This window comes from Pseudomonas shirazensis (genome assembly GCF_050496565.1).
Classification (GTDB): Bacteria; Pseudomonadota; Gammaproteobacteria; order Pseudomonadales; family Pseudomonadaceae; genus Aquipseudomonas; species Aquipseudomonas shirazensis_A.
The window spans coordinates 32,429-53,857 of sequence record NZ_JBNWAE010000025.1; the positions used below are offsets into that span (position 1 = coordinate 32,429).

23 protein-coding genes are annotated in these 21,429 nt (G+C 62.8%); 12 read left to right on the plus strand and 11 right to left on the minus strand.

Translation table 11 applies throughout. The features are described 5' to 3' along the window. The first annotated feature begins 233 nt into the window (after window positions 1–233). Window positions 234–1,559, plus strand: coding sequence for a dicarboxylate/amino acid:cation symporter (locus ACQZ2L_RS24060; protein ID WP_430328153.1), 1,326 nt, complete (start codon window positions 234–236; stop codon window positions 1,557–1,559). Window positions 1,560–1,732: 173 nt separating this feature from the next. Here ACQZ2L_RS24060 and ACQZ2L_RS24065 read toward each other — a convergent pair whose 3' ends face one another. Together ACQZ2L_RS24065 and ACQZ2L_RS24070 are read right to left on the minus strand one after the other, a co-directional pair. Next, window positions 1,733–2,236: a SprT family zinc-dependent metalloprotease gene (locus ACQZ2L_RS24065; protein WP_430328154.1), complete on the minus strand. Its 504-nt coding sequence runs from the start codon at window positions 2,234–2,236 to the stop codon at window positions 1,733–1,735. A gap of 121 nt (window positions 2,237–2,357) precedes the next feature. After that, window positions 2,358–2,957: a Yip1 family protein gene (locus tag ACQZ2L_RS24070; RefSeq protein WP_101321762.1), complete on the minus strand. Its 600-nt coding sequence runs from the start codon at window positions 2,955–2,957 to the stop codon at window positions 2,358–2,360. Between the two features lie 285 nt (window positions 2,958–3,242). On the opposite strand from ACQZ2L_RS24070, the gene ttcA reads away from it, so the two are divergent. Beyond that, window positions 3,243–4,067 (plus strand): tRNA 2-thiocytidine(32) synthetase TtcA, encoded by an 825-nt coding sequence (gene ttcA / locus ACQZ2L_RS24075; RefSeq protein ID WP_101321761.1) that lies wholly within the window; start codon window positions 3,243–3,245, stop codon window positions 4,065–4,067. 3 nt (window positions 4,068–4,070) lie between these two features. Further along, window positions 4,071–4,742: a DNA-3-methyladenine glycosylase I gene (locus tag ACQZ2L_RS24080; RefSeq protein WP_314876251.1), complete on the plus strand. Its 672-nt coding sequence runs from the start codon at window positions 4,071–4,073 to the stop codon at window positions 4,740–4,742. A 159-nt stretch (window positions 4,743–4,901) separates the two neighbouring features. Here ACQZ2L_RS24080 and ACQZ2L_RS24085 read toward each other — a convergent pair whose 3' ends face one another. Genes ACQZ2L_RS24085 through arsC form a run of 3 tightly spaced genes read right to left on the minus strand, consistent with a single transcriptional unit; the run spans window position 4,902 to window position 6,260 of the window. Then, entirely contained in the window at window positions 4,902–5,312 is a 411-nt protein-coding gene (locus ACQZ2L_RS24085) for a DUF2069 domain-containing protein (RefSeq protein WP_430328155.1), read from the minus strand. Continuing rightward, window positions 5,305–5,910, minus strand: a complete 606-nt coding sequence (wrbA, locus tag ACQZ2L_RS24090; protein ID WP_430328156.1) for an NAD(P)H:quinone oxidoreductase — start codon at window positions 5,908–5,910, stop codon at window positions 5,305–5,307. The genes ACQZ2L_RS24085 and wrbA overlap by 8 nt, the downstream gene beginning before the upstream one ends. Then, window positions 5,907–6,260 carry an arsenate reductase (glutaredoxin) gene (gene arsC / locus ACQZ2L_RS24095; RefSeq protein ID WP_430328157.1) on the minus strand — a complete coding sequence of 118 codons (354 nt, stop codon included), beginning with the start codon at window positions 6,258–6,260 and terminating at the stop codon, window positions 5,907–5,909. Before arsC ends, wrbA begins: the two co-directional genes overlap by 4 nt. An 87-nt stretch (window positions 6,261–6,347) precedes the next feature. Here arsC and ACQZ2L_RS24100 point away from each other — a divergent pair, with 87 nt between their 5' ends. Continuing rightward, window positions 6,348–6,815 carry a TlpA disulfide reductase family protein gene (locus tag ACQZ2L_RS24100; protein ID WP_101321757.1) on the plus strand — a complete coding sequence of 156 codons (468 nt, stop codon included), beginning with the start codon at window positions 6,348–6,350 and terminating at the stop codon, window positions 6,813–6,815. 72 nt (window positions 6,816–6,887) lie between these two features. Here ACQZ2L_RS24100 and ACQZ2L_RS24105 read toward each other — a convergent pair whose 3' ends face one another. From ACQZ2L_RS24105 to ACQZ2L_RS24125, 5 genes are all read right to left on the minus strand, one after another. Then, window positions 6,888–7,121, minus strand: coding sequence for a ubiquitin-like protein (locus ACQZ2L_RS24105; RefSeq protein ID WP_430328158.1), 234 nt, complete (start codon window positions 7,119–7,121; stop codon window positions 6,888–6,890). A 108-nt stretch (window positions 7,122–7,229) separates the two neighbouring features. Beyond that, complete coding sequence (locus tag ACQZ2L_RS24110; protein ID WP_430328159.1) at window positions 7,230–7,634, minus strand: META domain-containing protein; 405 nt, start codon at window positions 7,632–7,634, stop codon at window positions 7,230–7,232. Further along, window positions 7,631–8,068, minus strand: coding sequence for a hypothetical protein (locus tag ACQZ2L_RS24115; protein ID WP_430328160.1), 438 nt, complete (start codon window positions 8,066–8,068; stop codon window positions 7,631–7,633). The genes ACQZ2L_RS24110 and ACQZ2L_RS24115 overlap by 4 nt, the downstream gene beginning before the upstream one ends. Before the next feature lie 31 nt (window positions 8,069–8,099). Continuing rightward, window positions 8,100–9,089, minus strand: coding sequence for a 2-hydroxyacid dehydrogenase (locus tag ACQZ2L_RS24120; protein ID WP_430328161.1), 990 nt, complete (start codon window positions 9,087–9,089; stop codon window positions 8,100–8,102). A gap of 85 nt (window positions 9,090–9,174) precedes the next feature. Continuing rightward, window positions 9,175–11,931 (minus strand): response regulator, encoded by a 2,757-nt coding sequence (locus ACQZ2L_RS24125; protein WP_430328162.1) that lies wholly within the window; start codon window positions 11,929–11,931, stop codon window positions 9,175–9,177. A gap of 221 nt (window positions 11,932–12,152) precedes the next feature. Here ACQZ2L_RS24125 and ACQZ2L_RS24130 point away from each other — a divergent pair, with 221 nt between their 5' ends. The 7 genes from ACQZ2L_RS24130 (at window position 12,153) to ACQZ2L_RS24160 (ending at window position 20,438) form a co-directional block, all read left to right on the plus strand. Further along, a complete protein-coding gene (locus ACQZ2L_RS24130) occupies window positions 12,153–12,866 on the plus strand; it encodes a response regulator transcription factor (RefSeq protein WP_430328163.1) in 714 nt (237 codons plus the stop codon). 2 nt (window positions 12,867–12,868) lie between these two features. Further along, on the plus strand, window positions 12,869–14,251 hold the full coding sequence (locus ACQZ2L_RS24135) for a HAMP domain-containing sensor histidine kinase (protein ID WP_430328164.1): 1,383 nt from the start codon (window positions 12,869–12,871) through the stop codon (window positions 14,249–14,251). Window positions 14,252–14,341: 90 nt separating this feature from the next. Next, window positions 14,342–15,241: a cysteine synthase CysM gene (cysM, locus tag ACQZ2L_RS24140; RefSeq protein ID WP_430328165.1), complete on the plus strand. Its 900-nt coding sequence runs from the start codon at window positions 14,342–14,344 to the stop codon at window positions 15,239–15,241. After that, entirely contained in the window at window positions 15,238–16,596 is a 1,359-nt protein-coding gene (gene rlmD, locus ACQZ2L_RS24145) for a 23S rRNA (uracil(1939)-C(5))-methyltransferase RlmD (RefSeq protein WP_430328169.1), read from the plus strand. The genes cysM and rlmD overlap by 4 nt, the downstream gene beginning before the upstream one ends. Window positions 16,597–16,695: 99 nt before the next feature. Beyond that, window positions 16,696–18,936, plus strand: coding sequence for a GTP diphosphokinase (relA, locus tag ACQZ2L_RS24150; RefSeq protein ID WP_101321749.1), 2,241 nt, complete (start codon window positions 16,696–16,698; stop codon window positions 18,934–18,936). Between the two features lie 102 nt (window positions 18,937–19,038). After that, complete coding sequence (mazG, locus tag ACQZ2L_RS24155) at window positions 19,039–19,872, plus strand: nucleoside triphosphate pyrophosphohydrolase (protein ID WP_430328166.1); 834 nt, start codon at window positions 19,039–19,041, stop codon at window positions 19,870–19,872. Between the two features lie 26 nt (window positions 19,873–19,898). Next, window positions 19,899–20,438 carry a DUF2058 domain-containing protein gene (locus tag ACQZ2L_RS24160; protein WP_101321747.1) on the plus strand — a complete coding sequence of 180 codons (540 nt, stop codon included), beginning with the start codon at window positions 19,899–19,901 and terminating at the stop codon, window positions 20,436–20,438. Between the two features lie 104 nt (window positions 20,439–20,542). On the opposite strand, the gene ACQZ2L_RS24165 is transcribed toward ACQZ2L_RS24160, so the two are convergent. Continuing rightward, window positions 20,543–20,722, minus strand: a complete 180-nt coding sequence (locus tag ACQZ2L_RS24165) for a hypothetical protein (RefSeq protein ID WP_101321746.1) — start codon at window positions 20,720–20,722, stop codon at window positions 20,543–20,545. A 314-nt stretch (window positions 20,723–21,036) separates the two neighbouring features. On the opposite strand from ACQZ2L_RS24165, the gene ACQZ2L_RS24170 reads away from it, so the two are divergent. Beyond that, a partial coding sequence (locus tag ACQZ2L_RS24170; protein ID WP_430328167.1) for a toxin VasX occupies window positions 21,037–21,429 on the plus strand: 393 nt, incomplete at its 3' end.

Consider the following 21,429-nt stretch of genomic DNA (forward strand, 5'->3'; position numbering starts at 1 on the left):
ATCCGCCAGCTCAGGCTCGTATTGCTGCCCTGTCCTTGGGCATGCCACCCCCTCTAGATACAGGCTTTGCACCTCATTCGGGCACTTTGGCATCGCCCTTGCTATTCACTTGGCAGAGGCCTGCAAAGGCAGCTCGAACACAACGACAAATCCCTCCGGGTGCAGGAGGGTTAGCGCTTTAGGTGCCCCCGCCCTGGGAAGGGTGGAAACCGGCACACTCGAGGAAATAAGCCATGACGACTCGTCAGCCGCTGTACAAATCGCTGTATATCCAGGTGTTGGTTGCCATCACCGTCGGTATTCTGCTCGGTCACTTCTACCCTGAAACCGGCGTTGCGCTCAAACCCTTGGGTGACGGCTTCGTCAAACTGATCAAAATGGTCATCGCCCCGATCATCTTCTGCACCGTCGTCAGCGGTATCGCTGGCATGCAGAGCATGAAATCGGTCGGCAAGACCGGCGGCTACGCGCTGTTGTACTTTGAAATTGTCTCGACCATCGCGCTGATCATCGGCCTGGTTGTCGTCAACGTGGTCAAGCCAGGCGCTGGCATGCACATCGACGTCACCACCTTGAACGCTAGCAGTGTCGCTGCCTATGCCGCCGCCGGCGCGCAGCAGAGCACTATCGGCTTCCTGCTCAACATCATCCCTAACACCGTGGTCGGTGCCTTCGCCAACGGCGACATCCTCCAGGTGCTGATGTTCTCGGTGATCTTCGGCTTCGCCCTGCACCGTCTGGGCAGCTACGGCCGGCCATTGCTGGACATGATCGATCGCTTCGCCCACGTCATGTTCAACATCATCAACATGATCATGAAGCTGGCTCCGATCGGTGCCTTCGGTGCCATGGCCTTCACCATCGGCCAGTACGGCGTCGGCTCGCTGGTGCAGCTGGGCTACCTGATGGCCTGCTTCTACATCACCTGCCTGGCGTTCATCCTGATCGTCCTCGGTGGTATCTGCCGCGCGCATGGCTTCAGCGTACTCAAGCTGATCCGCTACATCCGTGAAGAGCTGATGATCGTCCTCGGCACCTCGTCCTCGGAATCGGCACTGCCACGCATGCTGGCCAAGATGGAGCGTCTGGGCGCGAAGAAGTCGGTGGTAGGTCTGGTAATCCCGACTGGCTACTCGTTCAACCTTGACGGTACTTCGATCTACCTGACCATGGCTGCTGTGTTCATCGCCCAGGCGACTGACACGCAGATGGACATCAGCCACCAGATCACTCTGCTGCTGGTCCTGCTGGTTGCTTCCAAAGGCGCTGCTGGCGTCACCGGTTCGGGCTTCATCGTCCTCGCCGCGACCTTGTCCGCTGTTGGCCACCTGCCGGTTGCCGGCCTGGCGCTGATCCTCGGTATCGACCGCTTCATGTCCGAAGCCCGCGCCCTGACCAACCTGATTGGTAACGGCGTAGCGACCATCGTGGTTGCCAAGTGGGTCAAGGAGCTGGACGAAGACAAGCTGCATGCCGAACTGGCTTCGGGCGGCTCGCCGCTGACCGACACCCGTCCAACCGACGACCTGGGTGTAGCTGAAGGTCCAGCGCGCTCTTAAGTCGTCAGGCAATAAATCTGGGGCTGCTTCGCAGCCCTTTCGCGACACAAGGCCGCTCCTACAGGTGACCGCGCTAGCCCATCATGCGCGGCCGTCTGTAGGAGCGGCCTTGCGTCGCGAAAGGGCCGCGCAGCGGCCCCAAATTCGCCCAACCCCCGCAAAACCCACCAGCTTCACTCCACCCGCGTCAACCCGCTATACACCAGCACCTGCCGACAGCGCTTGCACAGATACCGCCGCCCCTGGCGCACCATCTTGTGCCGCACCGCCGTAAAGGCAAAATCACTCTCTGGGCATGGGCACTGATAGATATAACGCGTCGCCGTACGCCGTTGCACCGCATAGTTGTGGCAGCGATTGGGCGGCAGTTCGTAAACCCCGCGCATGATCAACTGCCACTCTTCGCCATGGGCCTGGATACTGTCGCCGAACAACTGATGGGCAACCAGATGCGCCACTTCATGGGCCACAGTCTGGCGCAGAAAATCCTCGTGGTTTTCCCGGTACAACTGCAGATTGAAGCGCAGCAGGTTTTCATGCAGATGGGCAACGCCGGCCTTCTGGCCGCGCAGCTTGAAGCTCACCTGTGGGCGGATGAAGCTTCGTTTGAAGAACGCCTCGGCTTGCTGATAGCAGGCTTCAACGCGGGATTCGAGCAACTCGGGCATGGCGGTCAAGGTTCTCCTCAGCCGCGCATTATGCCGCAACCCCCCAGAGGCTGCCGAGCCATCGGTCAGCACACAGTCAAAGGCCGCCTTACGGCGGCCGGTGACTTGATGCCCCAGTGTTGGTCTGGATCTAGTTGGTATACACAGGCCCCACGCCCAGGCCCCAGATAACTACCGTGGCCGCCATGATCGCCACCAGCACCACCAGGCCTACCGCCAGCACGGAGCTGGAGAACAGGAAGCCTTCATCGGCAGGGATGTTCATGAATGTCGGCAAGCCCACGTACAGCAGGAACACCGTGTAACTGATGGCCGCCGTGCCGATCACCATGCCCAGCCACAGGTGTGGGTACAGCGCCGCCAGCCCAGCGACGAACAACGGCGTCGCGGTGTAGGTGGCAAACGCGATGCAGCGTGCCATCGATGGTGTGGCGTCATAGGTGCGCGCCATCCAGTGGATGAAAGCGCCCATTACCGCGACGCCGATCAGCATCGCCAGGTACGACATCACGCTCATCCAGAACGCGCTTTCCACGGTTAGCATGACCGCCGGTCGGTCACCGATCACCCAGCCGACTTGGGTGGTGCCGATGAACGCTGAAACGACGGGGATGGCCGCCAGAATCAGGGTATGGGTCAAGTACATGTGGCTGATCGATTCTTCCTCGCCACGAATCTCCTGCCACTCTTGGTCGGGATGGGTAAACAGCCCAAGAACGTGATGGATCATACCGGTCACTCCTATGGTCGTTGCCTGACGCACCCCAGATGGAGCACATGCGGCCCGCGGCCAGGCACCGAAGCAAGCGGTAATATGGCCTTAAGTCGCAGTATAGGAAGCACATCCCCGCGCAATAGGCGCTTTTTAGAGCAAATCGCGCTGTCGCCGCAGTTGTTGATTCCGTTGCAGTCTTTGGTCGGCCTGGCGCGGTTAATTGTCGTGAAAGCCTTCGCCCGCGCCGGCTTTATGCGTAAAATGCTCGGCTTTTGTCACACCTCGCGGATTCCAAGCGCTATGGGCACCCTCTCGGTCAACCAGAACAAACTGCAAAAACGCCTGCGTCGTCTCGCCGGCGAAGCCATCACCGACTACAACATGATCGAAGATGGCGACAAGGTCATGGTCTGCCTGTCCGGCGGCAAGGACAGCTACACCATGCTCGATGTTCTGCTGCACCTGCAGAAGGTGGCGCCGATCCAGTTCGAGATCGTCGCGGTGAACATGGACCAGAAGCAGCCAGGCTTCCCCGAGCATGTCCTGCCGGCCTACCTGAAGACCCTGGGCGTCGAGTATCACATCGTCGAGAAAGACACCTATTCGGTGGTCAAGGAGCTGATCCCGGAAGGCAAGACCACCTGCTCGCTGTGCTCGCGCCTGCGCCGCGGCACGCTGTACACCTTTGCCGACGAAATCGGCGCGACCAAGATGGCCCTCGGTCATCACCGCGACGACATGGTCGAAACCTTCTTCCTGAACATGTTCTTCAACGGCTCGCTCAAGGGCATGCCGCCCAAGCTGCGCGCCGATGATGGCCGCAACGTAGTGATCCGGCCGCTGGCCTACTGCAGCGAGAAGGACATCCAGGCCTACTCGGACATGCGCGAATTCCCGATCATCCCGTGCAACCTGTGTGGCTCGCAGGAAAACCTGCAGCGCCAGGTGGTCAAGGAAATGCTCATCGACTGGGAGCGCAAGCACCCAGGCCGCACCGAGAGCATCTTCCGCGCGATGCAGAACGTGGCGCCGTCGCAACTGGCCGACCGCAACCTGTTCGACTTCACCAGCCTGAAAATCGACGAAACCGCGGCGCCGCGCTTTCTCGATGTGGTGAACATCTGACCCATGCGTGATTATCAGTGGCTACATGAGTTCTGCCTGAATCGCTTTGGCTCGGCCAAGGCCCTCGAAGCGTTCCTGCCGCAACCGCGCACCCCGGCGCAGTTGCGCGACATCAGCGACGACCGCTACCTGTCGACGCTGGCGCTGCGGGTATTTCGCGCAGGCCTCAAGCACAGCCTGGTAGATGCCAAGTGGCCGGCCTTCGAGCAGGTGTTCTTTGGCTTCGATCCGGAGAAGGTGGTGCTGATGGGCGCTGAGCATCTGGAGCGGCTGATGCAGGACACGCGCATCATCCGTCACCTGGGCAAGCTCAAAAGCGTGCCGCGCAACGCGCAGATGATCCTCGACATCGAAAAACAGCACGGCAGCTTTGCCAGCTTCATCGCCGACTGGCCGGTGACCGATATCGTTGGCCTTTGGAAGTACCTGGCCAAGCATGGCAATCAGCTCGGCGGTCTGTCGGCACCACGCTTTCTGCGCATGGTCGGCAAGGATACTTTCATCCCCACCGACGACATGTCAGCCGCGCTGATCGCCCAGGGCGTGATCGACAAGGCGCCGACCAGCCAGCGTGACCGTGCGCTGGTGCAGGAGGTGTTCAACCAGTGGCATGCCGAAAGCGGCCGCCCACTGTGTCAGCTCTCGGTGATGCTGGCGCACACCGTCAACCACTAACCCAGTCGTTACACGGTCCCTGTTGGAGCGGCCTTGCCGGGGCGCCGGACCGGTCGGAAAGGGCTGCGTAGCGGCCCCAGGATTTGTGCTGCACCGCAAAATCGCCGGGCGCGCTGCGCACGCCTTTCGCGACACAAGGCCGCTCCTACAAAAAGCGGATCAGCATTCGCCCGCGAGGCGTCGCTCGTGCTGAAACTTCCAGCGCACGTACAGCAGTGCGCTGACGAACAGGCTCAGGCTCACCAGGGTTTCCATCCAGCCAAACAGTGCCCGCGCTGGGTCGAACGCCGCCAGCACGCCTTTGATGAAGTAGATATTGACCACGAAGCAGGTCCACGCATGGGCCCGGGCGCTGCCCATCAGCATGCCTGGCAGCACCAGCAGCAGCGGGATCAATTCGACCGCAAGGATCACCTCGACCCGCGCCCCGTGCAGGTTGGCAAACCACAGGTTGTTGACCAGCAGCAGGGCGATCAGGCCCACCAGGCAAGCCAGGCTCAGCGCGCGGGTCAGGCGCAGTCGCGGCGCCAGCCAGGCCAGCGCCGGCAGTGGCTTGGCACGCTTAGCCACGCGCGCCACCCAAGGCCTTGGCCGTGTTCGCCAAGCGTTGCCCGAGTGCCCGGCACAGGGCGATCTCGTGGCTGTCCAGCTCGCGCTTGCCGTCGGCGCCGGCATGATGACTGGCGCCATACGGGGTGCCGCCACCGCGGGTTTCCAGCAGCGCCGACTCACTGTAGGGCAGGCCGGTGATGAGCATGCCGTGGTGCAGCAGCGGCAGCATCATCGACAGCAGGGTGGTTTCCTGACCGCCGTGCAGGCTGGCAGTGGAAGTGAACACGCCCGCCGGTTTGCCGACCAGTTCACCGCCCAACCACAGGCTGCTGGTGCCGTCGAGGAAGTACTTCAGCGGCGCCGCCATGTTGCCGAAGCGGGTCGGGCTGCCGAGGGCAATCCCGGCGCAGTGGCGCAGGTCGTCCAGGCTGGCGTACAGCGCACCGCTGGTTGGGATATCGGGAGCCACAGCTTCGCATTCGGTGGAAATCGCCGGCACGGTACGCAGGCGCGCTTCCAGGCCAGCCATCTCGACGCCGCGGGCAATGTGCCGGGCCATCTCGCTGGTGGAACCGTGCCGGCTGTAATACAGCACCAGGATATAGGGCTCGCTCACGGCAGGATCTCCAGCACTTTTTCCGGTGGACGGCCAATCACAGCCTTGTTACCCGCTACCAGAATCGGCCGCTCGATCAATTTGGGGTGGGCAACCATGGCCTCGATCAGCTGTGCTTCGGTCAATGCCGGGTTGGCCAGCTCAAGAGCTTTGTATTCGTCTTCACCGCTGCGCAGCAACTGCCGCGCACTGATGCCAAGCTTGCCCAGCAGCGCCGTCAGGGTAGCGGCATCCGGTGGCGTCTCCAGGTAGCGCACGATGTGCGGAGCAAGGCCGCGTGCCTCGAGCAGCTCGAGTGCGCCACGGGATTTCGAGCAGCGCGGGTTATGATAGAGAGTCAGATCAGTCATGACGGGTCGCATCCAGCTGGGTGTGGCGGCTATTCTAACCGCTGCGGCTGAATTACAGGTTTGAAATACTTCGAGAAGGATTGACCCATGGCAAAGCGTTTGGCGGCGGCACTGGCCATCACAGCAAGCCTCTTGCTCGGCGGTTGCGGTGCCGATTATGGCGTGGACCAGCACGGCAATACGGTAAAGGCCGAGCAGATCGAGGGGCAGTGGCTCGTGCTCAATTACTGGGCAGAGTGGTGTGGCCCGTGCCGTACCGAAATCCCCGAGCTGAATGCCGCCGCCAAGCAGTGGCAGGCTGACGGCATCAAGGTGATCGGGGTCAATTACGACGGGTTGCAGGGCGACGATCTCAAGCAAGCGTCGCAAACCCTGGGCATCGACTTCACCGTGCTCGCCCAGGACCCGGCCGAGCGCTACGAGCTGCCGCGCAGCGAAGCCTTACCGGTGACTTACATCATCGACGACAAGGGCAAGGTGCGTGAACAGCTGCTTGGCGAGCAGACCCTGGACGGGCTGCAGGCCAAGATCAAGGCACTCAAAGGCGGCGCGTGAAGGTCAGGCGGGACCGCCAGCGCGGTCCCGCCCAGCCCCTGCATGCTTGCCCCCTGCGCGGCAATCGATCGCTCACTTCTTGCTCTGGAGGTGTGGTAACAGGTCAAGCTTGGCGCCAGATTGAACATTGGAATCACTGAGCGTCTTGGCATTATCAAGTTGTTTACCGGCGAAAAGCAGTCGTTGTTCCTCTTGCGAGATACCCTCACTCTGTTGGATCTTCGCCTTTACAGCCTGAATCGTGTCGGATGGCTGAACTTCCAAGGTGAATGTTTTACCTGTGAGGTTTTTGACAGTAATTTGCATGACACCGCCCTCATTTTGTATGAGCGATGATTATCAGACGGCGCCGAAGGCACCCTCAACTGGCAAAAATATCAGGTTCCAATCACTGCGCTGGTTGCAGGCTGCTGTTCAACCTTCTTCAGGCCAGAAGCGCAGCGGCTTGCCATCAGCCGGCCAAAAACGGATCTGCTCGATCGCCGACACGTCCCAGCGTTGCACAGTCTCCAGCGCCTGCAGGAAGCGCTGTTCCTGCTCCATCAGCGCGGGCGCGCAGAGCTTGCGGGTCTTGCCGATCTTGCCGAAGCTGAGCTCGTCGCCCTTGAGGGTGTACGGTGCAAACCAGTGGTTGCAGCCGGCATTGCCGTAGGCGCGGCCGTCTTCACCCAGGGTCAGGGTCAGGTTGCTGTAATCCATCAGCGGGCGCTCACCGATCCACTCCAGCACATAGCTCTGGTCCTGGCGCAGCGCAGACGGCTGCGAAGCGCAGCCCAGCAAGCTGCCGGCAATCAACAGCGCGCTCAACAGGGTTTTCACTGGGCGGCCTCCTGGCAGCGCGGGCAGATGTGTTTGTCGCCCTTGCTGGCCCAGCCCAGTGCCGCTACGCGCTCGCTGGCGGCAGGCTTGTGGCCTTTGCTGCCGAGCTTGGCGTCCACGGCGAATTCGAAGTCGAGCACGGCTTCACAGCTGTCGCACTTGATCTGCCAGTTGAGAATCGCCAGCTCCTTGAACGCCGGGCCGCTAGCCACGGCAACCCACTGGCCGCTCGGGTTGATCAGGTGGCGCACGCTTTCGACGGTCAGGCGCATGCTCAGGTCCTTGCTGCCCTTGAGCGTCACCAGCAGGACATCGTCCTTCTGGATCGAACCACCGTTACCGGTCACCTGATAGCGCCCCGGCACCAGCGCGCGGCATTCGATCAGGGTGTGTTGCGGGTTGAATAGGGTGTAGCGGAAATCGTGCTCGACCATGGGTCCTCCAGAAATGCCGCGTATCCTAGCATCAACTTGCGAGCAGATTCTGCGGCTTGCCTGCCGCCCAGCAGATGATGTTGTCCAGGGTGGTGCTGGCGATCGCCTGCAGCGCCTCATGGGTGAGGAAAGCCTGGTGGGCAGTGATGATCACATTGGGGAAGGTCAGCAGCCGCGCCAGCACGTCATCCTGCAGCGGCTGGTCGGAGCGGTCCTCGAAAAACAGCTGGGCTTCTTCTTCGTAGACGTCCAGGCCGAGATAACCCAGCTGGCCACTCTTGAGCGCATCGATCAGGGCCGGGGTGTCGACCAGCGCGCCGCGGCCGGTGTTGATCAACATGGCGCCGGGGTGCAGCGCCGCCAGGCTCTGGGCATTGATCAGGTGGCGGGTGTGCTCGGTCAGCGGGCAGTGCAGGCTGACGATGCGCGCCTGGGCCAGCAGCTCGGGCAACTCCAGATAACGCGCGCCAAGAGCGAGCATCTCTGGGTTGGGGTAAGGATCATATGCCAGCAGTTGGCAGCCGAAGCCGGCCATGATCCGGGCGAAGGCCAGGCCGATCTGGCCGGTGCCGATCACCCCGACGGTCTTGCCGTGCAGGTCGAAGCCGGTCAAGCCGTGCAGGGTGAAGTCGCCTTCGCGGGTGCGGTTGTAGGCCCGGTGCAGGCGTCGGTTTAGGGCCATGATCAGCGCCACGGCGTGCTCGGCCACTGCGTGCGGTGAGTAAGCCGGCACCCGCACCACAGCCAGGCCCAGGCGCGCGGCGGCGGCCAGGTCGACATGGTTGTAGCCGGCCGAGCGCAGCGCGATCAGGCGTGTGCCGCCCGCCGCCAGGCGCTCCAGCACGTCGCTGTGCAGCTCGTCATTGATGAACGCGCAGACCACCTCGAAGCCATCGGCCAAGGCCGCGGTGTCGATTGTCAGCCGCGCAGGCTGGTAATGCAGGTCCAGATTGCTGTCGCTGCACACCTGGCTGAAGCTTTCCTGATCGTAGTGCTGGCTGCTGAACAAGAGAATGCGCATGGCAGAGGTCCTTTGCGGCTGAGCAGAGCAGTGTAGCCAGCCTGGCAGGCAGTGTATTGACCCAGGCCAGCGCACCAGGCGAGGGTCACAGGCTTAACTGAGGCTGCTCGGCTAACCGCTCGATCGCCTGATCGAGCTCATCCAGCGCCTGCATGGCCTGGGGGCTGTCCTGCTTGAGCAGGGTTTCGCTACGCTGGCAGGCTGCGCGCAATTGCGGCACACCGCAGTAGCGCGAAGCGCCATTGAGGCGGTGCACGCGTTCGATCATTGCCTCGCGGTCACCCGCCACCCGTGCCACCTGAATGGCCGCGCGGTCAGCCTCCAGCGAGGCGAGCAACATGCTCAGCATGTCCGCTGCCAGATCAGCCTTGCCGGCTGCCAGGCGCAAGCCTTCTTCGGGGTCGAGCACCTTGAGTTCGCTGCTTTCCGGCAACCGCTCCAGCGGCCGTTCCTGCTGCGGTGGGCCCAGGTTGAGGCCGGTCCATTTCATCACCACCTGAGCCAGCTGACGCTCGCTGATCGGCTTGGTCAGGTAGTCATCCATGCCGCTGTGCAGCAGCGCGCGCTTCTCGTTGGCCATGGCATGCGCGGTAAGGGCGACGATCGGCAGCGGGTTGCCGGTCTGGCCGCTTTCCCACTGGCGGATCTGCTCGGTGCAGGCGCGGCCGTCCATACCCGGCATCTGCACATCCATCAGCACCAGATCAAACGCTTCGTCCTGCACCGCCTCGACCGCCGCATAGCCGTTGTCGACCGCCAGCACTTCGGCGCCGAGGCCCTCGAGCAGGGTCTGCACCAGCAGCAGGTTGGCCGGGTTGTCGTCGACGCAGAGGATCTTCGGCATGCGCTGGGTACCGGGCATACGCACTTCGCTCAGTTGCCGGCGCGGCTGGATCAGCTCCAGCAGCAGCCGGCGCAGCTTGCGCGTGCAGGTCGGCTTGGACAGCAACTGGCCGTGCGGGTTGGGCAGGCTGGGGTGATACAAGCCCTGCTCGGTGGTGGGGCAGAGCACCACGCACAGGCACTGCAGGCGCTCCAGCTGCTGGTTGTACTGGCCGAGCAGCTCGGGCGAAAGGTTGTTCAGGTTGGCGCCGAGTACCGCAAATTCGAACGGTTGCCCGGCCTGATGGGCGGCTTGCACGCCTTGCACCAGTTGCTCGAACGAGGCAAACACGCTGACGCTCAGGCCGCAGTCCTGCAGTTGATGCTCCAGCGCCTGACGGGCCAGCTCATGGCCGTCGACGATCGCTGCACGGCGACCCAGCAGCGCTTGCAGCGGCAGTTCCGAGCCATCGTCGTGGGCCTTGGGCAGGTTGAGGCTGACCCAGAACTGCGAGCCCTCGCCGGGCGCGCTGTCGACGCCGATTTCGCCGCCCATCTGCTCGATCAGGCGTTTCGAGATTACCAGCCCGAGGCCGGTACCGCCGGGCTGGCGCGACAGTGAGTTGTCGGCCTGGCTGAAGGCCTGGAACAGCGTTCGCACGTCCTCTGGAGTAAGGCCGATGCCGCTGTCCTGCACGCTGATGCGTAGCTGCACGTGGTCGCCTTGTTCGTCTTCGAGCATCGCCCGCACGACGATGGTGCCTTCGCGGGTGAACTTGATCGCGTTGCTGACCAGGTTGGTGAGAATCTGCTTCAAGCGCAGTGGGTCACCGACCAGCGACAGCGGCGTATCGCGGTAGACCAGGCTGAGCAGCTCAAGCTGCTTGGCGTGGGCGGCCGGGGCGAGAATGGTCAAGGTGTCCTGGATCAGGTCACGCAGGTTGAACGGGATGCTGTCGAGCACCAGCTTGCCGGCCTCGATCTTGGAGAAGTCGAGGATCTCGTTGATGATCCCGAGCAGGTTGTCGGCCGACTGCTCGATGGTGCCGAGATAATCCAGCTGACGCGGCGCCAGTTCGCTCTTCTGCAGCAGATGGGTGAAGCCAAGGATGCCGTTGAGCGGCGTGCGGATCTCGTGGCTCATGTTGGCGAGGAACTCGGACTTGATCCGGCTGGCCTCCAGGGCCTCCTTGCGAGCCATGTCCAGCTCGATGTTCTGGATCTCGATGGTTTCCAGGTTCTGGCGCACGTCCTCGGTGGCCTGGTCGATGCTGTGCTGCAGTTCTTCATGGGCACTGTGCAGGGTCTCGGCCATGCGGTTGATGCCGGCCGCCAGCTCGTCCAGCTCATGGCTGCCCATGGCCGGCAGGCGCGCTTCGAGGTGGCCGTCCTTGAGCTGCGTGACCGCCTCCTTGATCCGCCTGATCGGGTCGTTGATGGTGCGGCTCATGCGCAGGGCGACCAGCGCAGTCACGATCAGGCAGGCGAGAATCAGCAGCACGCTGGTGAACAGGTTGCGGTAACCGCGCAACAGGGTACCGTCGTGCGACAGCTCGATTTCCACCCAGCCGAGCAGGCGCTCGGCTTCGGCCGGCACGGCGTCGGCCGCCAGGTCGCGGTGATGGCCGAACACCGGCATCAGATAGCGGGTGGCGTCATTGCCAGTGCGTTGCAGCAGTTGCGTGCCGCTGCCGCCGCTGGGCGGCTGGTTGAGCATGCTCGGCCCGGCATGGGCCAGTTGAGTGCGCTGTGGGGTCAGAAACACCACGGCGCGCACGTCACTCTGCTCCAGCGCCTGGCTGGCAATCCTTTCCAGCTGGTCAGTGGCATGGCGGGCGAGAGCGGGCGCCGCCAGCGGGGCCAGTTGTTCGGCAATCATCTTGCCGCGCTGGAGCAACTGGGTGCGCAGCTCGTTTTGTTGCAGCCAGGTGAAATAGATGCCCAGCACCAGCGCCATCAAGGTAGCCGGCAGCAGCGCCAGCAGCATGACCCGGCTTCGGATTCCCAAACGATCGAGCACACTCGCCTCCTGTGATGTGCCTGATGGCCGTCGCCGAGCGGGACGGAATAGTTGCCGAACGTTACTCCGGCTGCGGGCGTAAAGCGATCATTTCAGCGCCCCAGGCGGGCTGGCAGGCTGCGCTTGCAGGCGGAGGTGCTGATGGTTTAGTCGTAATCCAGTTGCCTAGCCTTGAGTTACTGGCCAATAATCGCGCAATTGAGAATCAATGCCAGAAGCCAATGAATCCCGTAGCCATTCAGCACTCGAACATCCTAGCCATCGAAGACGACCCGGTCCTCGGCGCCTACCTGCACGAAGAACTGCAGCGCGGCGGGTTCCAGGTGACCTGGTGCCGCAACGGCCTTGACGGTCTGGAAACAGCAGGCCGGCAGGTGTTCGATGTGGTTCTGATGGATATCCTCCTGCCGGGGCTGAACGGCCTCGATGCACTCGCGCAGCTGCGCCGCCATAGCGCCACGCCAGTGATCCTGATGTCTGCCCTGGGCGCCGAAGCGGACCGTATCACCGGCTTTCAGCGCGGCGCCGATGACTATCTGCCCAAGCCCTTCAGCATGGCCGAGCTGCAGGTGCGCATCGAGGCGATCCTGCGCCGGGTCGAGCTGGAGCGCCGGCGCCAGGCACCGCAACCTGTCGAGCCAAGTGAGCTGCGCTTTGATGAAGCTATCAGCGATGTTTGCCTCGGCTCCAGCTGGGCCGGCCTGACCCCCAGCGAATATCGCCTGCTCGACACCCTCTACCGCAGTCCGGACGAGGTGCTGAGCAAGCCCCTGCTGTATCAGCAAGTGTTGCAGCGGGGTTACTCCCGCCACGATCGCAGCCTGGACATGCACGTCAGCCAGATCCGCCGCAAGCTCAAGGCGGTCGGTTACCACGAGCGGCAGATCGTCACCGTGTGGGGCAAAGGTTACGTGCTTAGTGCCGGCGAGGGCTGAACATGCTTGATCGGCACTCGTTGTTCTGGCGCCTGGCGATTCTGCTGGTGGGCTTCTGTCTGTTGATGATCGGCCTGAGCTACAGCTGGGGCCGCTACATGGAAACCCAGAATGCATTTCTCTCCAAGCCCGCCCGGCAACTGCTGCAGGCCTACGCGGTCGAGGCCGAGCAGGCCTGGCACGAGGGTGGCCAGGCCGGTATCGATCAATGGTTGCAAGGTATGCGCGCGCGCGAGCAGGGCTTTGTCGGCGTCATCAACAGCCACCTGCATAGCCTCAGCAGCACCCCGCTAACGGCCGAGCAGACCCAGCGCCTGACCCGTCTGCGCCAGGTCGACTGGCCGATGAGCCGACGCAGTGTCGATCAACCCTGGCTGCGCTTGCCGTTCGCCGACCCCGCCGCGCAGGCCATGCTGGTCATCGAACTGCCCAAGCGGCTCAACCCGGGCCAGTACCTGTGGCTGTGGCGGATCCTGATCAACGGCGTGATACCCGGCCTGTTCACCTTACTCCTGTGCGTGGGCCTGTACCGCATGCTGATCGTGCCCTTGAACCAGCTCCGCGAGCAGGCCAATGCCTGGCGCGCCGACCAGCTCTCGGCGCGGCTGGACGCGACCACCACGGGCCGGCATGACGAGCTGGGCGAGCTGGCGCGTGCCTTCGACCAGATGGCCGAGCGCCTGCAGGGCACAGTGGCCTTGCAACAACAACTGCTGCGCGACCTGTCCCATGAAATGCGCACGCCGCTGAGCCGCCTGCGCGTGGCCGGCGATGGCGAGGCTGACCTTGGGCGCCTGCGTGAGCGCGTCACGCGGGAGGTCGATTGCATGCAGCAGCTGGTCGAAGACACCCTGCAACTGGCCTGGCAGGACGCCGAACGGGCGCCGATGAACCTCGAACCGATCCAGCTGCAGGCGCTGTGGGACATGCTCGCCGAGGACGCCTGCTACGAAAGCGCCTGGCAGCCTGCACGTCTGCGCTGTGAATTGCCGGCCACTTGCTGGGTGCAGGGCAACCTCAACCATTTGGCCCAGGCCGTGGAAAACCTGCTGCGCAATGCCATTCGTCATTCGCCTGGCGACGGCGTGATCACCCTCGGCGGCCGGCGTGAGGGCAGTTACTGGCGGATCTGGCTGGAAGACCAGGGCGGGGGCGTGGCCGAGGATGATCTGGAGCGCATCTTCGCGCCGTTTTCGCGGCTGGATGGTTCGCGCCCCGGCGACGGCGGTTTCGGCCTGGGCCTGAGCATCGCCCGCGGCGCCATTCAACGCCAGGGCGGCACGCTCTGGGCCGAGAACGGCAAGCGCGGCCTGCGCCTGTGCATGCGCTTGCCGGCGCATGTCGAAGCAAGCGAAGCGGCACCTGCACAGACGGTATATAGCTGACAGCTATATCAACCACAGATTGCGTGATATGGCCGGCAAGGGAATGCCGGTATGATAGGCGCCCCTGTCGTTTTGATTGCGAAAGACACCATGACCCTGCAGTACCCAACCATCGCCGATTGCGTCGGCAATACGCCTCTGGTTCGCCTGCAGCGCCTCGCAGGTGCGACCAGCAATACCTTGTTGCTCAAGCTCGAAGGCAACAATCCGGCCGGCTCGGTCAAGGACCGCCCGGCACTGTCGATGATCACCCGCGCCGAACTGCGCAACCAGATCAAGCCCGGCGACACCCTGATCGAAGCGACCTCCGGTAACACCGGTATCGCCCTGGCCATGGCGGCGGCGATCAAGGGCTACAAGATGGTCCTGATCATGCCCGACAACTCCACTGCCGAGCGCAAGGCAGCGATGACCGCCTATGGCGCCGAGTTGATTCTGGTGAGCAAGGAAGAGGGTATGGAAGGCGCCCGCGACCTGGCCGAAAAGCTGCAGGCCGAAGGCCGCGGGTTGATCCTCGATCAGTTCGCCAACGGCGACAATCCGTTGGCCCACTACACCAGCACCGGCCCGGAGATCTGGCAGCAGACCCAGGGCAGCGTCACTCATTTCATCAGCTCGATGGGCACCACCGGCACCATCATGGGCTGCTCGCAGTACCTCAAGGAGCAGAACCCGGCGGTGCAGATCGTTGGTCTGCAGCCCATGGATGGATCGTCGATCCCCGGCATCCGTCGCTGGCCTGAAGAGTATCTGCCAAAAATCTTCGACGCCGCTCGGGTCGATCAGGTGATCGACATGTCCCAGGCCGAAGCCGAACACGTCACCCGTCGTCTTGCCCGTGAAGAGGGCATTTTCTGCGGTGTGTCCTCTGGTGGTGCGGTGGCCGGCATGTTGCGCCTGTCGCAGCAGGTGGAAAACGCCGTGATGGTCGCGATCGTCTGCGACCGCGGTGATCGTTATCTTTCCACTGGCCTGTTCGACGCGACCTGATGACCAAGAAAAGTAAAGGCGGCCTGCGCTTCCAGCCGGCTGGCGGCGATCGTGCTGCGCAAGTTCCCGTGGGCAAAAAGCAGCGCCTGGACATCGAGCGTCTGGCCGGTGACGGCCGCGGCATCAGTTTTCATGAAGGGCGGACCTGGTTCGTCAGCGGCGCCCTGGCCGGCGAAGCAGTCGAAGCGCGGGTGCTTGGCGCCCGTGGCAAGATCGTCGATGCGCGCCTTGAGCGGGTCCTGCAAGCCAGCCCCGAGCGGCGCCCGGCGCCGTGCCGGCACTATGATCGGTGTGGCGGCTGCAACCTGCAGCACCTGCCGCATGCCGAGCAGTTGGCGCTCAAGCAGCGCATGCTCGCCGAGCAGTTGCAGCGGGTCGCCGGGATTCAGCCAGAGCAGTGGGCAGCGCCGTTGTCCGGGCCTGAATTCGGCTACCGCCGGCGCGCGCGGATTGCCGTGCGCTGGGACGTCAAGAGCCGTCAGCTGGAGGTCGGTTTCCGTGCCGAGGCCAGCCAGGCGATCATCGCCATCGACGAATGCCCGGTGCTGGTACAGCCTTTGCAGACGATCCTGCGGCATTTGCCAACGGTCCTGCGCAGCCTGAGCAAACCGCAGGCGCTGGGCCATGTCGAGTTGTTCAGCGGCAGCGCCGAGGCCGTCCTGGTGCGCCATGTGGCGCCGTTGCCGGAAGACGATCTGGCACGGCTGCAGGCCTTCTGCAAAGAGGCGGGCGCCCAGCTATGGTTGCAAGGGGAGGGCGAGCCTGCGCCGGTCGAGGCCGGGCAGACACTCGGTTTCACTTTGCAGCCGTGGCAGATGCAGCTAGCGTGGCGCCCGGGCGATTTTGTTCAGGTCAACGCCCAAGTCAATACGGCCATGATCGAGCAGGCCCTGGCCTGGCTCGCACCGCAGCCTGACGAGCGTGTGCTGGACCTGTTCTGCGGCCTGGGCAACTTTGCCCTGCCGTTGGCCAGGCAGGCCCGCGAAGTGGTGGCGGTGGAAGGGGTGCAGGCGATGGTCGAACGGGCGGCAGCCAATGCCCGTGACAACAATGTGCATAACGCGGCGTTTTTTCAGGCCGATTTATCTCAACCTCTGGCGGGTGCCGAATGGGCCGCCGAGGGTTTTTCTGCGGTACTCTTGGACCCACCGCGCGACGGTGCTTACGAGGTGGTGCAAGGCATCGCCCGCCTCAAGGCCAAGCGCCTGGTGTATGTCTCGTGTAACCCGGCGACGCTGGCGCGTGACGCGCAGGTGCTGGTCGCCCAAGGGTACCGGTTAACAAGGGCCGGGATTCTCGACATGTTTCCTCAGACGGCGCATGTCGAAGCCATGGCGTTATTCGAAGTGGGCTAGCCAACGCTGGCCCTCTTGGTGCGGCTTCCAGGGAATGGTAGGCGCACGGTGATTGTCAGTGCGGCCGTGGGCTGCGCTGTATGGAAAGGTAAAGCAAAGATGGTACAGGTGAGAGTGCACCAGCCGGTCAACAGCGACGGCAGTATCAATCTCGAAGCGTGGCTGGATCATGTGGTGAGCGTCGATTCGGCGCTGGACCGGGTGAACCTGAAAGAAGCCTGCGAGTTCGCCCAGGAAGTCGAGAAGAAGGGCAACCCGGCCAAGCATTCGTGGGCAGACGGTACGTCCAGTTTCCAGGCGGGCCTTGAGATCGCCGAGATCCTCGCCGACCTCAAACTCGACCAGGATTCGCTGGTCGCGGCGGTGATCTACCGCGCGGTGCGTGAAGGCAAGGTCACCCTGGCCGAGGTCGGCCAGCGCTTTGGCCCGGTAGTGTCGAAGCTGATCGACGGCGTGCTGCGCATGGCCGCCATCAGTGCCAGCCTGAGCCCGCGCCAGTCGCTGGTGCTCGGCTCGCAGGCGCAGGTGGAAAACCTGCGCAAGATGCTCGTGGCCATGGTTGACGACGTGCGCGTCGCCCTGATCAAACTGGCCGAGCGCACCTGCGCGATTCGTGCGGTGAAAGCCGCCGATGAAGAAAAACGCCTGCGCGTGGCCCGCGAGGTGTTCGACATCTATGCGCCACTGGCGCACCGGCTGGGTATCGGGCATATCAAGTGGGAGCTGGAGGACCTGTCCTTCCGTTACCTTGAGCCTGACCAGTACAAACAGATCGCCAAGCTCCTGCATGAACGCCGGCTGGACCGCGAGCGCTTCATCAACGATGTGATGAACCAGCTGCAGAACGAGCTGCTGGCCACCGGCGTCAACGCCGATATCAGTGGCCGGGCAAAACATATCTATTCGATCTGGCGCAAGATGCAGCGCAAAGGCCTGGAGTTCAGCCAGATCTACGACGTGCGCGCTGTGCGCGTGCTGGTCCCGGAAATCCGCGACTGCTATACCGCGCTGGGCATCGTCCACACCCTCTGGCGGCACATCCCCAAGGAGTTCGACGACTACATCGCCAACCCCAAGGAAAACGGCTACCGCTCCCTGCACACCGCAGTGATCGGCCCGGAGGGCAAGGTCCTCGAGGTGCAGATCCGCACCCACGGCATGCACGAAGAAGCCGAGCTCGGCGTCTGCGCGCATTGGCGTTACAAGGGCACCGACGTCAAGGCCAGCTCCAACCACTACGAAGAAAAGATCTCCTGGTTGCGCCAGGTGCTGGAGTGGCACGAAGAGCTGGGCGACATCGGTGGCCTGGCCGAGCAGTTGCGCGTCGATATCGAACCGGACCGGGTGTATATCTTTACCCCCGACGGCCACGCCATCGACCTGCCCAAGGGCTCGACGCCGCTGGACTTCGCCTACCGCGTGCACACCGAGATCGGCCACAACTGCCGCGGCGCCAAGATCAACGGCCGCATCGTGCCGCTCAACTACAGCCTGCAGACCGGTGAGCAGGTCGAGATCATCACCAGCAAGCACGGCAGCCCAAGCCGCGACTGGCTGAACTCGAACCTTGGCTACGTCACCACCTCGCGTGCGCGGGCGAAGATCGTCCACTGGTTCAAGCTGCAGGCGCGCGATCAGAACGTCGCCGCCGGCAAGACCCTGATCGAGCGCGAACTGAGCAGGCTCGGCCTGCCTCAGGTCGATTTCGATCGGTTGGCCGAAAAAGCCAACGTGAAAACCGCCGAAGACCTGTTTGCCGCACTCGGTGCCGGTGACCTGCGCCTGGCGCACCTGGTCAACGCTGCCCAGCAGCTGCTTGAGCCGGAGCGGATCGAGCAGATCGAGCTGACCCCGCGCAAGCCCTCTGGCGTGCGTAACGGCAAGCGTGCCGATATCCAGATCCAGGGTGTCGGCAACCTGCTGACGCAGATGGCCGGCTGCTGCCAGCCGCTGCCCGGCGAGGCGATCGTGGGTTATATCACCCAGGGCCGCGGCGTGACCATTCACCGCCAGGACTGTGCCTCGGTGCTGCAACTGAGCGGGCGTGAGCCGGAGCGGATCATCCAGGTCAGTTGGGGCCCGGTGCCGGTGCTGACCTACCCGGTCGACATCATCATCCGCGCCTACGACCGCCCAGGCCTGCTGCGTGATGTGTCGCAGGTGCTGCTCAACGAGAAGATCAACGTGCTGGCGGTCAACACCCGCTCGAACAAGGAAGACAACACCGCCTTGATGTCGCTGACCATCGAAATCCCCGGTCTGGATGCCCTCGGGCGTCTGCTCGGGCGGATTTCGCAGTTGCCCAACATCATCGAGACGCGGCGTAACCGTACCCCTTGAAACCGCGGTGAGCCCTTCGCGGGTGAACCCGCTCCCACAGGTTGATCAAGGCCCTGTGGGAGCGGGTTTACCCGCGAAAAGAGCGCAACCGAAGGACCTGCCATGACTTACACCCTTGAAGACCTGCTGCACCTCATGGCCCGTCTGCGTGACCCGCAGCATGGCTGCCCATGGGACTTGAAGCAGGACTACGCAAGCATCGTCCAACACACCATCGAAGAAGCCTACGAGGTGGCCGACACGATCGAGCGGGGCGACTTCGCCCACCTGCAAGGTGAACTCGGCGACCTGCTGTTCCAGGTGGTTTACTACAGCCAGCTGGCTCGCGAAGAAGGCCGTTTCGAGTTTGCCTGCGTGGTCGACGGCATCACCCGCAAGCTGATCCGCCGCCACCCGCATGTGTTCCCCACCGGCGAGCTGTACGCGCCGCTGGACACGCCGAGCCTGAGCGAAGCCCAGGTCAAATCGCGCTGGGAAGAGATCAAGGCCCAGGAGCGCGCCGAACACAGTGTGCCTGAGCAATTGTCATTGCTTGACGACGTTCCCGCGGCCTTGCCCGCCTTGTCGCGCGCCGCCAAGCTGCAAAAGCGCACGGCCACGGTCGGTTTCGACTGGCCAGACCCGCTGCCAGTGCTGGACAAGGTCCGTGAAGAGCTGGATGAAGTGCTGCAGGCCATGGCCGATAATGACGCCGATGCGCTGGAAGACGAGATCGGCGACCTGCTGTTTGCCACCGTCAACCTCGCCCGCCATCTCAAGCAAGACCCGGAAAACGCCCTGCGTCGCGCCAATCGCAAGTTCGAGCGGCGTTTTCGCTTCATCGAACAGGCCTTGCGCGACAGCGGCAAGCCTATCGAATCCTGTAACCTTGATGAATTGGACGCCCTTTGGGGTGAAGCCAAACGCCAAGAAAAGAACCTGCCCAGCTGCGGCTGAGCTGTTGCATAAGTGAGTGAACATCCATGAGCCTTTCCCTTCGCGACCAATTGCTCAAGGCCGGTCTGGTTAACCAGAAGCAGGTCCAGCAGACCAACAAAGCAGAAAAGAAACAGAAGCGCCTGGAACAAAAAGGCCAGGTAGAGGTGGACGACACCCAGCAGCGTCTGGCCAAAGAGGCCATGGCCGAGAAAGCCAAGCGCGATCAGGAACTGAACCGCCAGCAGCAGGAGAAGGCCGAGCAGAAGGCCCGGGCGGCGCAGGTCAAGCAATTGATCGAAGCGACCCGCCTGCCCAAGTTGACCACCGAGGATTACTACAACTTCGTTGACGACAAGAAGGTCAAGCGAATTGCCGTGAACGCGCTGATGCGCAGCAAACTGAGCAATGGCTCGTTGGCTGTAGTGGCGTTGGGTGGGGGTTACGAGGTGATTCCGCGGGAGGCGGCGGTGAAGATTCAGGAGCGTGATCCTGGGCGGATTCTGTTGCTTAACACGCATGTCGAGGAAGCCGATGAGGATGATCCGTATGCGGCTTACAAGATTCCTGATGATTTGATGTGGTAACACCCGTCACGGGTAGTGTCTTGAGTTACAAAGGGCTGCTTGGCAGCCCTTTTTCATGCGGCGCCTGGTAGCGAAACTGCCAGGCGCGTTGATCGATACAGGGGTTATTGCTGGCGCTGGTTCTCGAGGGTTTCGAGTTCGGCGCGGTATTGCTGGGCTTCGTGTTCCTGATGGAACATGCCGACCAGTTCGCCCTGCTGGTGGACATCCCAGATCCGCACACCGGCGGCCAGGCCTTCATGGGACATTTTCGATTCGTCGCGTTCGGTTACTTGGACTGTCATCGTTGAAAACTCCACTTTGAGTTGGCTGCGGCAGAGTGTCGCAGGACTTAGTTATAGGGTTTATTAGCAGGCTAAGTAAATAAACTCGGCATGAAGGATTTTTCATCGACCTAGGGTCGCGCGCTTTCTGAACAGCTTTACCGGGGCGCCGGGCCGGTCGGAAGCTTGGCTAGCTTTGGCTCCTGTGCGGCGGGATCAGGCGTCCGGCAGGGCAGCACTTTGCCATAGGTAGCGAACTTTCCTACACCCTTATCAGAAACCGTCTAGGTCCCTGAAAAGCATCAGCTCGGTATGGTTGGCAGGCAACAAAAGCCGTGAAAACACGCGGCCCCGCCCCCAGCCCCGTCGGCAACTCATCGATCCTATCGGCGACGCTTGCAGACGCTGATAAGGACGCCACCATGATCAGCATGGACAAGCTCTTCGCTATTAATCGGGCTGCCTGCGAAGCCCTCAGCGTACCGCTAGCCGCAGGCCCAGCAGTCAGCTGCACCCGCAGCTTCACCATTCTGCCGCTGCGCTACGCCGCCGTCGGCGGCAACGCCGGCTTGCGCGAGCGCCTGCCGCAATTGCCAGACAACCTGCATCACGCGCATCAGGCTGGCGCCTTGACTCAGGCTGCCTACGCGATACGGCCACTGCGTGAAGGATTTCTTTACGTCATGGAAGATCGCCGCATCGGCAACCAATTTTTATTTCTTGACCCT